Annotated in this window: 7 protein-coding genes and 1 pseudogene; 3 read left to right on the top strand and 5 right to left on the bottom strand. The window is 71.6% G+C overall.

Going from position 1 to position 8,846, the window contains the following annotated elements:
* Positions 1-104: pseudogene (locus QMO56_RS04245) on the top strand (IS5/IS1182 family transposase); the annotation flags it as partial.
* Between the two features lie 84 nt (positions 105-188).
* On the opposite strand, the gene QMO56_RS04240 reads toward QMO56_RS04245, so the two are convergent.
* A complete protein-coding gene (locus tag QMO56_RS04240; protein ID WP_283523784.1) occupies positions 189-1,181 on the bottom strand; it encodes a D-2-hydroxyacid dehydrogenase in 993 nt (330 codons plus the stop codon).
* Between the two features lie 140 nt (positions 1,182-1,321).
* Here QMO56_RS04240 and QMO56_RS04235 point away from each other — a divergent pair, with 140 nt between their 5' ends.
* Together QMO56_RS04235 and QMO56_RS04230 are read left to right on the top strand one after the other, a co-directional pair.
* On the top strand, positions 1,322-2,734 hold the full coding sequence (locus tag QMO56_RS04235; RefSeq protein ID WP_283523783.1) for a dipeptidase: 1,413 nt from the start codon (positions 1,322-1,324) through the stop codon (positions 2,732-2,734).
* A gap of 188 nt (positions 2,735-2,922) precedes the next feature.
* Positions 2,923-3,660: a prephenate dehydrogenase/arogenate dehydrogenase family protein gene (locus QMO56_RS04230; RefSeq protein WP_283523782.1), complete on the top strand. Its 738-nt coding sequence runs from the start codon at positions 2,923-2,925 to the stop codon at positions 3,658-3,660.
* Between the two features lie 41 nt (positions 3,661-3,701).
* Here QMO56_RS04230 and QMO56_RS04225 read toward each other — a convergent pair whose 3' ends face one another.
* The 4 genes from QMO56_RS04225 to QMO56_RS04210 all read right to left on the bottom strand — a co-directional run bounded on the left by QMO56_RS04225 (position 3,702) and on the right by QMO56_RS04210 (position 8,824).
* A complete protein-coding gene (locus QMO56_RS04225) occupies positions 3,702-4,868 on the bottom strand; it encodes a nicotinate phosphoribosyltransferase (protein WP_283523781.1) in 1,167 nt (388 codons plus the stop codon).
* Positions 4,865-6,244, bottom strand: a complete 1,380-nt coding sequence (locus tag QMO56_RS04220; protein ID WP_283523780.1) for a class II 3-deoxy-7-phosphoheptulonate synthase — start codon at positions 6,242-6,244, stop codon at positions 4,865-4,867. Before QMO56_RS04220 ends, QMO56_RS04225 begins: the two co-directional genes overlap by 4 nt.
* A 124-nt stretch (positions 6,245-6,368) precedes the next feature.
* Positions 6,369-7,907: a mechanosensitive ion channel family protein gene (locus tag QMO56_RS04215; RefSeq protein ID WP_283523779.1), complete on the bottom strand. Its 1,539-nt coding sequence runs from the start codon at positions 7,905-7,907 to the stop codon at positions 6,369-6,371.
* Entirely contained in the window at positions 7,904-8,824 is a 921-nt protein-coding gene (locus QMO56_RS04210) for a DUF3365 domain-containing protein (protein ID WP_283523778.1), read from the bottom strand. Before QMO56_RS04210 ends, QMO56_RS04215 begins: the two co-directional genes overlap by 4 nt.
* Positions 8,825-8,846: the final 22 nt, after the last annotated feature.

Here is an 8,846-nt window from a genome sequence, read left to right as displayed (position 1 = left end):
ACAACCTCAAGCAGTTCCGTCGCGTCGCAACCCGCTACGACAAGCTCCTCGCCAACTTCCGCGGCTTCGTTCTGCTCGCCTCAATCGCCATCCTACTCCGCTGAAATCGTCACCACCGCTTAGAGCATTTTGTTTTGACGAGCATCTTCACCCGTTCCGATGATGCCTTCGGAACGGGATCTGCTGCTCTAGTAGCCGCGGGCGGGCTCGACGCGGTTCGGGCAAGGCCGCCCGGCACGCAGCGCGCGGAGGTTCTCGAACAGGATGTCGAGGCTGCGGTCGTTATAGGTGCCAGGATCGTCCGAGGACATATGCGGCGTGATGAAGAGGCCCGGCGTCCGCCAGGCCCGGTGCTCGGGCGGCAGCGGCTCAGGCACCGCCACATCGGTCACCGCGCCGTTCAGATGGCCGGCGTCCAGAAGGTCGCACAGCGCCTCCTGATCCCACAGCGCGCCACGGCCGATATTGACCAGCCTGGCGCCGCGCGGCAGCAGCTCCATCCGGCGGCGGTCGAGCAGGCCCTGCGTCTGCGGCGTCAGTGGGCAGGCGAGCACGAGGAACTCGGCTTCCGGCAGCACGCTGTCGATCGCATCCTGCGCCACCACGCGCTCGCAGGCGTCATGCGGCCTGGCGCTGTTGCGCACGCCGATGACGCGCATGCCGAACTGCTTCGCGCGTTCCGCCACCGCGCCACCGAGCGAGCCCAGCCCGACGACGCAAACCGTCCGCCCCGCCAGCACCGAGGCGAAGCGCGGCTGCCACTGCCCCTCGCGCTGCCGCTCGGCGAAGAAGGGAATGTTGTTGGCCAGCATCAGCAGCGCCATGATGCCGTATTCGCCGGCCTTGGCCGCATGCGTGCCGCGGTTGTTCAACAGCAGCACATCATCCGGCAGCCAGTCGAAGGGCGCCAGGCGGTCCAGGCCGGCCGAGGTGCAGAAGATCATCCGCAGCTTCGGCGCGGCGCCGGGCAGCGCCCCCTTGGGGAAGCGCTCGTGCACGACGCGGGTCCAGGTGACCAGCACCTCCGCCTCGCGGATCGCCTCGGCATATCCGGCGTCGTCGCTGGCGAAGCTGACGCGCAGACCGGCCATGTCGGGCGCCCGCGCCACGGCATTGGCCCACTGCTCGGGCGTGATGGGAAAGAGGACCTCGTCGGCCGGGTTCTGAACGTGAATGCGCATAGCGCGGAGCCTCGCATGGCGGCGGCCCGCGTCAAGCCCGCGCCGACCGAAGGGTGTCAAACCGGAAGGGGCGCCGCCTGGGCTGGATGGCAGCGCGCGGCCGTTCCACACTCGGGGCCTTACACCGGGAGTCCCGCAGCATGAGCGTTGCCGTCGCCGATCACCTTCTCGCCCGCCAGGACGAGGTGCTGGAGAGATTGATGGCGCTGCTGCGCCTGCCGAGCGTCAGCACCGATCCCGCCTATGCCGAGGGCATGGCGGCGACGCGGGACTTCCTGACGGCGCGGCTGCGCGAACTCGGGCTGCAGAAGGTGCAGCTGCTCGATGGCGGCGGCCAGCCGGCGGTCTATGGCGAATGGCTCGGCGCGCCCGGCCAGCCCACCATCGTCATCTATGGCCATTACGACGTGCAGCCGCCCGACCCGCTGGACCGCTGGGTGTCGCCGCCCTTCGAGCCCGCCATCCGCGACGGCCGCCTCTATGCCCGCGGCGCCTCGGACGTGAAGGGCTCGACGCTGATCGCCGTGGAGACCATCGGCGCCTTCCTCGCGGCGGAGGGCAAATGCCCGGTCAACGTCAAGCTCTTCCTGGAGGGCGAGGAGGAGACCGGCAGCCCGAGCATCCGCCGCATCATCGAGACGCACCGCGAGCTGCTGCGGGCGGACGCCATGCTCTCCGCCGACGGAGGCCGCGCCAGCACCTCGCTTCCCACGCTGAACACCGGGGCGCGCGGGTTGTGCAAGCTGGAGGTGACGCTGCGCAGCGCGCGGAAGGACATGCATTCCGGCCGTTACGGCGGCGCCGTGCGCAACGCCCTGCACGAGCTGGCGCGCCTCGTCACCACGCTGCATGACGCGCAGGGGCGCATCCAGGTCGCGGATTTCGACAGCGACGCCGCGCCGCTCACCGCGCGCGACCGCGCCGACGCCGCGGCGCTCGCCGGCGACGAAGCCGCCTTCTACGCCAATACCGGCGCCCTGCCGCATGGCGACCCGGCCTATACCGTCCGCGAGCGCATCACCCTGCGCCCGACCATCGACGTGAACGGCCTCTGGGGCGGCTATACCGGGGCCGGCAGCAAGACCGTCATCCCCGCGGAGGCGCAGGCCAAGATCACCGCGCGCCTGGTGCCCGGCCAGGACCCGGACCGCGCGCGGGAGCGCATCGTCGAGCACCTGCGGCGCCACTGCCCGGAGGGCGTGGAGCTGGCCTTCTCGCCGCCGGGCGGCAATGCGCCCGCCTCCACCCTGCCCGAGGGGCATCCGCTGCTGATCGCCGCCGAGGCGGTGGTGCGCGAGATCCAGGGCCGCGACCCCGTGCGCGCCCGCATCGGCGGCACCCTGCCGATCACCGGCATCTTCCGGGAGATGCTGGGCATCGACACGCTGATGTTCGGCTTCGCCATGCCGGATGAGGACGTGCACGCGCCCAACGAGTTCTTCCGCCTCTCCTCGCTGGAGGAAGGGCTGCGCGCCTGGCCACTGCTGCTCTCCCGTATCGGGGAAAGCAGCGCCGCGGAGTTCGCGCCCTGGCGGTATGCGACGCAGGCTTGACGCGGCGGGCGGCGGCGCGGTTAATGCGGGCATGATCCCGGCCGCGCCCTTCCTGCGCTCCTATTACCGTCGCTCGGCATAACGAGCGGCGCGGTCGTCCATGCCTGAATGACCCCATGCCGCCCCCGGGCGGCATTTCCATGTGTGGACAGGCCTTCTCCCGGCGGCAGCCAAGCCTGAGGATGCCCATGTCCCCCTCTTCCCGACCTTCGCTGGGCCTGATCGGCCTGGGTGCCTTCGGCGGCTTCTGCCGGCCGCATCTGGAGCGGCTCTTCACCGTCCATGGCCACGACCCGGCGCTGCCCTGCGACGCGACGCTCGCCGAGGCCGCCAGCCAGCCCGTGGTGGTGCTGGCCGTGCCGGTCGCGCGGCTGGCCGAGGTGGCGCAGGCCATCGCGCCGCACCTGCGGCCCGGCGCGCTGGTGGTGGAGGTCTGTTCGCTGAAGATGCACCCGCTGGCGGTGCTGCGCGGCGCCCTGCCGGCCCATGTGGAGCTTCTCGGCACCCATCCGCTCTTCGGCCCGCAGAGCGGGCGCGACGGCATCGCCGGCCTGCGGCTGGCGCTCTGCCCGCCAACCGGAGCACGCCCGAGCGCGCGGGCGCGGCTGGCGGCGCGGATGCTGCGGCGCCTCGGACTGGAGGTGGTGCGGATGTCGCCGGAGGAGCATGACCGGCAGATGGCCTGGGTGCAGGGGCTGACGCATCTGCTCGGGCGGATTGTCTCGGCGCTGGAGGTGCCGGCCCTGCCCCATACCACCAGCAGCTTCGATCAGCTGATGCGGGCGGTGGCCATGGTGTCACAGGATTCCGAGGCGCTGTTCCGCACCATCACGGAGGACAACCCCTTCGTGGCGGAGGTGAAGGCGCGCCTGCTGGCCGAGGCGGAAGCGGTGCTGCGGCCCTCCCGCCCCGCGCTGGCGGCCTGAGCGGCGACCGGCCGGGGCAACGGCGGCCCCGGCCCGATGCCTCAGGCAGCGCTGACCTTCTTGCGGGCACCGTTCTTGTGCAGCAGGAACTCGCGGCCGACCTTCACCCGCGCCACGCCGTCATAAGCGACGATGTCGGCGGTGGCGTAGGTCTCGCTCCAGCTGTCCGGGATGAAGCTGCCGGTGCCGACCACGTCGATCGGCGCGCGGGCCTCGCGCATGACCCGGCACTTGGAGACGCCGAAGCCGGAGGAGGCGATGATCCGCACCTTCGGGAAGCCGGCCTCGTCCAGCGCCTCGCGCATCCGCCAGATGGCGGCGGCGGAGACGCCGGTGCCAACCAGGTGACGCAGCTCCGTCTCGGAGCGGTAGCGGCGGATGGCGCCCGGCGCGTGCCGCTCCAGCGCGGCATAGGAGGCCGCCGGGTCCAGCCCCTCCAGGAAGCGGCCGCCATGCGTGTCCAGCCGCACCGAGAGCCGCCCCTCCGCCGCCAGCTCCGGGAAGCGCTGGCAGACGGCGAGGCTGTCGGTGACCTCGCGGCCGAAATAGTCCACCAGGACGGTCAGCGGCTCGTCCGGATAGGTCTCGTGGAACATCTCGGCGGCGCGGACGGTGCTGCGGGCATAGCCGATCAGGGCATGCGGCATGGTGCCGAAGCCGTAGCGGTTGCCGAACCAGTGCGCCGTGGCATCGGTGGCGTTGCCGACGAAGCCCTTCGCTCCCTCCCGCTTGGCAGCGGCGCTGCCGACCGAGGCGGCATAGGCCATCATCTCCTCCATCTCGGCGCCGGCGCAGTGCCGGGCCTCCATGGCAAGGAAGGCGGCCTCCGGCAGCTCCACGCACATCTGGTAGGCGTTGTGCGCCGCAACGCAGGCCGGCCCGAGCTTCTGGAGATAGATCGTCTCCAGGTTGACAAGCTGCTGCATCGAGCCGGTGAGATAGAGGATCGGGTCACCGGCGCCGATCCACTCGCCCTCGCGGTGCATCAGCTCGATCCCGAAGCGCGTGCCGCGCTCGGCAGCCACCCGTTCCAGCCACTCGATGACCAGCCGTGGCGCCGAGACCACGGGCCGGCGCATGAACACCGCGTAGGTGACCTGCGCGTCCCCGTAACGGCTGACGATCTCGCGGGTGCGGTTGAAATAGGCATCGGTCAGCCGCGCGATGCCGGCGTCATCCACGCCGGCACCGCATTCCGCCTGGCTCATTGTGCCGCCACCAGGGGCACGGAGACACCGTCCGGCCGGCGGGCCTTCAGCTCCTCGGCCACCAGGAAGGCCAGCTCCAGCGCCTGCTCGGCGTTCAGCCGGGGGTCGCAGAAGGTGGCGTAGTTGGCGGAGAGGTCGGCCTCGGTCAGGCGGTGGGCGCCGCCGACGCACTCCGTCACCTCGGAGCCCGTCATCTCGACATGCACGCCGCCGGCCCAGGTGCCCTCGGCCTCGTGGCAGTCGAAGAAGCCGCGCAGCTCGGCCAGGATGGCGTCGAAGGAGCGGGTCTTGTAGCCGCCGGCGGTGTGGGTGTTGCCGTGCATCGGGTCGCAGATCCAGACCACCTCGCGCCCGGCCCGCTTCACCGCGCGCAGCAGCGGCGGCAGCTTCTCCATCACCTTCTGCGCGCCCATGCGGCTGATCAGCGTCAGCCGGCCCGGGACGTTGCCGGGATTCAGGATCTCGGTGAGGCGGACCAGCTCGTCCGGGTCGCTGCTCGGGCCGACCTTCAGCCCGATCGGGTTCTTCACCCCGCGCAGGAACTCGACATGCGCGCCCTCCGGCTGCCGCGTGCGGTCGCCGATCCAGAGGAAGTGCGCCGAACAGGCGTACCAGTCGCCGGTGGTGGAATCCACGCGGGTCAGCGCCTGCTCATAGGGCAGCAGCAGCGCCTCGTGACTGGTGTAGAAGTCGGTCTCGCGCACCTGCGGCGCCTCGGACATGCCGCAGGCCGCCATGAAGCGCAGCGTCTCGTCGATCCGTGCCGCCAGGTCGCGGTAGCGGTCGGCCAGCGGCGAGCGGGCGACGAAGCCGAGGTTCCAGCGGTGCACCTCGTGCAGGTCGGCATAGCCGCCGGTGGCGAAGGCGCGCAGCAGGTTCAGCGTGCCGGCCGACTGCATGTAGGCGAATTCCATCCGGCCGGGGTCGGGAATGCGCGCCTCGGCGGTGAACTCGGGACCGTTGATGATGTCGCCACGATAGGAGGGCAGCGTCACGCCCTCCTGCGTCTCGGTGTCCGAGGAGCGCGGCTTGGCGAACTGGCCGGCCATGCGGCCGAGCTTCACCACCGGCAGCGAGCCGCCGAAGGTCAGCACGACAGCCATCTGCAGCAGCACGCGGAAGGTGTCGCGGATCGGATTGGCGCGGAAATCGGCGAAGCTCTCGGCGCAGTCGCCGCCCTGGAGCACGAAAGCCTGCCCCTGCCCGGCGCGCGCAAGGTTCTGCTGCAGCCGCCGCGCTTCGCCGGCAAACACCAGCGGGGGAAAGCTCGCGAGCCGGGATTCCATCGCCTTGAGCCTGGCCTGGTCCGGATAGTCCGGCACCTGCCGGATCGGCATTTCCCGCCAGCTACCGGGCTGCCACCCGCGCACCGTCATGACACCTAGTTTCCTCGACAAGAGTTTTGGCTTGGCAGGATAGCAACAGCAGGGCGCCGAGGGCTACGCCCGATGCGCGCCCTCGCCACATGGCAGCCTCCCGCCAGGATTCCGGCGCCGCGGCTCAGTCCGCGGCTGCCGCGGCGCGCGGGAAGGGGCGGTCGCGCAGCAGGACCGCCAGCTCGGGCCTGACGGCGAGCAGAGCCACCTCCTCGGCCGCCCGCGCCGGCGGGTCGGAGACCCAGCGCGCGGTCGCATCCTGCTGCGTGCCCATCACGCATCCTGGCCCGAGCTCCGGCTCCTCCGGCTGCTCCAGCTCGGCCAGGAAGCGCGCGCGGCGGTGCGGGTCCTCGATCTCGCGCGCCAGGACGCGGCAGAGTTCGTCCAGTCCCGGCGCCTCGGCCGCCGCGCGGCGCACCGCGTGCTCGGCATAGGGGCCGATATGGCGGGCCAACGTGTCAGCCACCTGCCGCAGGGCGGCCGCGCGGCCCAGCCGCTGGATGCGCAGCAGCGGCGGCGGCGCGGCATCGGCCAGCACGCCGCTGCCCGCCAGCTCCTCCTGCGCCCAGCCCGCGACGACCAGCAGCGCATGCCCGGCGCAGCGGGCCGGCAGGACCAGGCGCTCGTCCGGCGCGTAGAGCAGCAGCTCGCCCTCCCCCGCCAGCCGTCGCGCGGCCTCAGGGTGGCCGAGACCGGGCAGCAGCGCCGCGACCATCTCCGCCAGCCGCTGCCCGCCGGGCAGCAGCGCGGCCATGCCGACCGCGCGCTGCTCCTCCGCATAGAGCCGGGACACCGGCCAGGGGATGCCCTCCCGCTGGAAGGCGTACCAGACGCGGCGCAGCACCTCGCTTTCCACCTCCGGCATGTCCCAGACATTGCGCACCCAGTAGCGCGCCAGATAGCGGGTGACGGCGTGCTCCGGCTCATAGGCCGAGACCATCACCATCACGGGGTGGGAGACGTCGATCTGCGGAAAGTCCACCAGCAGGGCGGTGACGAGGTCGGTGACACGTTGCGGCGGCACGGCGGCAGGGGCCGGGAAGAAGGTGTCGCGCCGGGAGGGCTCGCCGGCCGTGTTGATCATCAGCATCTCGTTGCTGATGCGCGCATTCGGCACCACGACCAGCATGCCGTCCTTCCGCCGCCCCACGGCGGTGCGCCAGTCCAGCCGGATGATCTCCACCCGCTGCCCGTCCAGCATGATGGCGTCGCCGACATGCAGCACCCGATCCATATGCAGCGCCACGCCGGAGATCAGGCTGCCCAGGGTCGGCTGCAACGCCAGCCCGACGGCGGCGGTCAGGATGGCCGAAGTGGTGAGCACGGCACTGATGTCGAAGCCGAAGGAGGCCAGCACCACCGCCGAGGCGATGAAGGTCAGCAGCCCATAGGCGATGGCCCGCTGCAGGCCGGTCGGCTCCACACCCAGCCCGGCCGAGAGCCCGAAGCCGAGCACCGCCCGCCCGCCGGAGAGCACCACCAGCAGCGCCGTCAGCAGCGTGGCCGCGACCCGCACGCCGCCATGCACCGGGCCGCCGCCGAGCAGCAGGCTGTCCTCGCTGACCCAGTAAAGCAGCCACAGCGCAGCCGCCAGCAGCCCCAGTCCGAGCAGCGACCAGAGCGTGCCGGGGCCGCGCCGCGCACCCCCCGCGCTGCCGCTCATGCGCCGCCCTCCCGCCGCGGCGGCGCCGGCCGCTCGCCGCGCCCGAGCTGGCCGAGCGCCTTGCCGAGCGAGGTGCGCAGCCGCTCGATCGCCTCGGACAGGCTGCGGATCTCGCTGGCGCCGGCGCGCGGCAGGCGCAGCCGCGTGTCATGGCTCTGGCTGGCCGCCTCAGCCGCGCGCGAGAGTGCGCCGAGCGGCCGGATCACCATGGTATCCAGCGCCAGGACCAGCGCCACATAAGCGACGCCGAAGATCACGGCGAGGCCGAGGCCCAGCATGCCCACCAGTTCCAGCGAGCCCTTCAGCCCCTCGGTGACCGGCACGGTCAGCACCTGGGCGCCGACCACCTCGTTCATCTGCCAGCCGAAGCCGTTGGCGCTTCCGTATTTGGCCAGCATGGCCGGTGGGGCGCGGTCCGGCGTGCTGTGGCAGGTCAGGCAGCCTTCCTGCGTCACCCGGATCGGCCTGGCCAGGTAGAAGAGCCGGTCTGTCTCGGTGGGGCGCACGCCGCTCAGCTCGTGCAGCGCGGGATCGGCGCGGAAGCGCTGGATCAGCTCGACCTCGAAGGGCGTCGCCAGATCGGCGCGGGAGGTCGGGTTCAGCGCCGGCTCGCGGTAGGTGTAGGCGCCGTAGTCGCTGGCCACCATGCGGAAGACGGTCTGCGCCCCGAAGGAAGGCACCGTCTCCTCGTGGAACTCGTCCGCGGGCAGGCGGGAGAGCTTGGGGAAGATGTTCTTGGCGGTGTAGCCGCGGATGGCGAGCGCCGAGCTCAGCAGGATGCGCGCCTCGGCGGCAGCCTGCCGCAGCGCGCGTTCCTGCAGCAGAAAATAGAAGCCGCCGAGCCCCGCCAGCAGCCCGACAAGGAAGACGGAGATGAGGATGCGGGAGACCGTCCTCCTGACGCCGGGAACCTGCACGGGCGACCATTCCGCAGTTGCA

It is taken from the genome of Roseomonas sp. E05 (assembly GCF_030063475.1).
Taxonomy (GTDB): Bacteria; Pseudomonadota; Alphaproteobacteria; order Acetobacterales; family Acetobacteraceae; genus Pseudoroseomonas.
The sequence above is the reverse complement of the archived record's forward strand: the minus strand, read 5'-3'. Positions and strand labels throughout refer to the sequence as shown.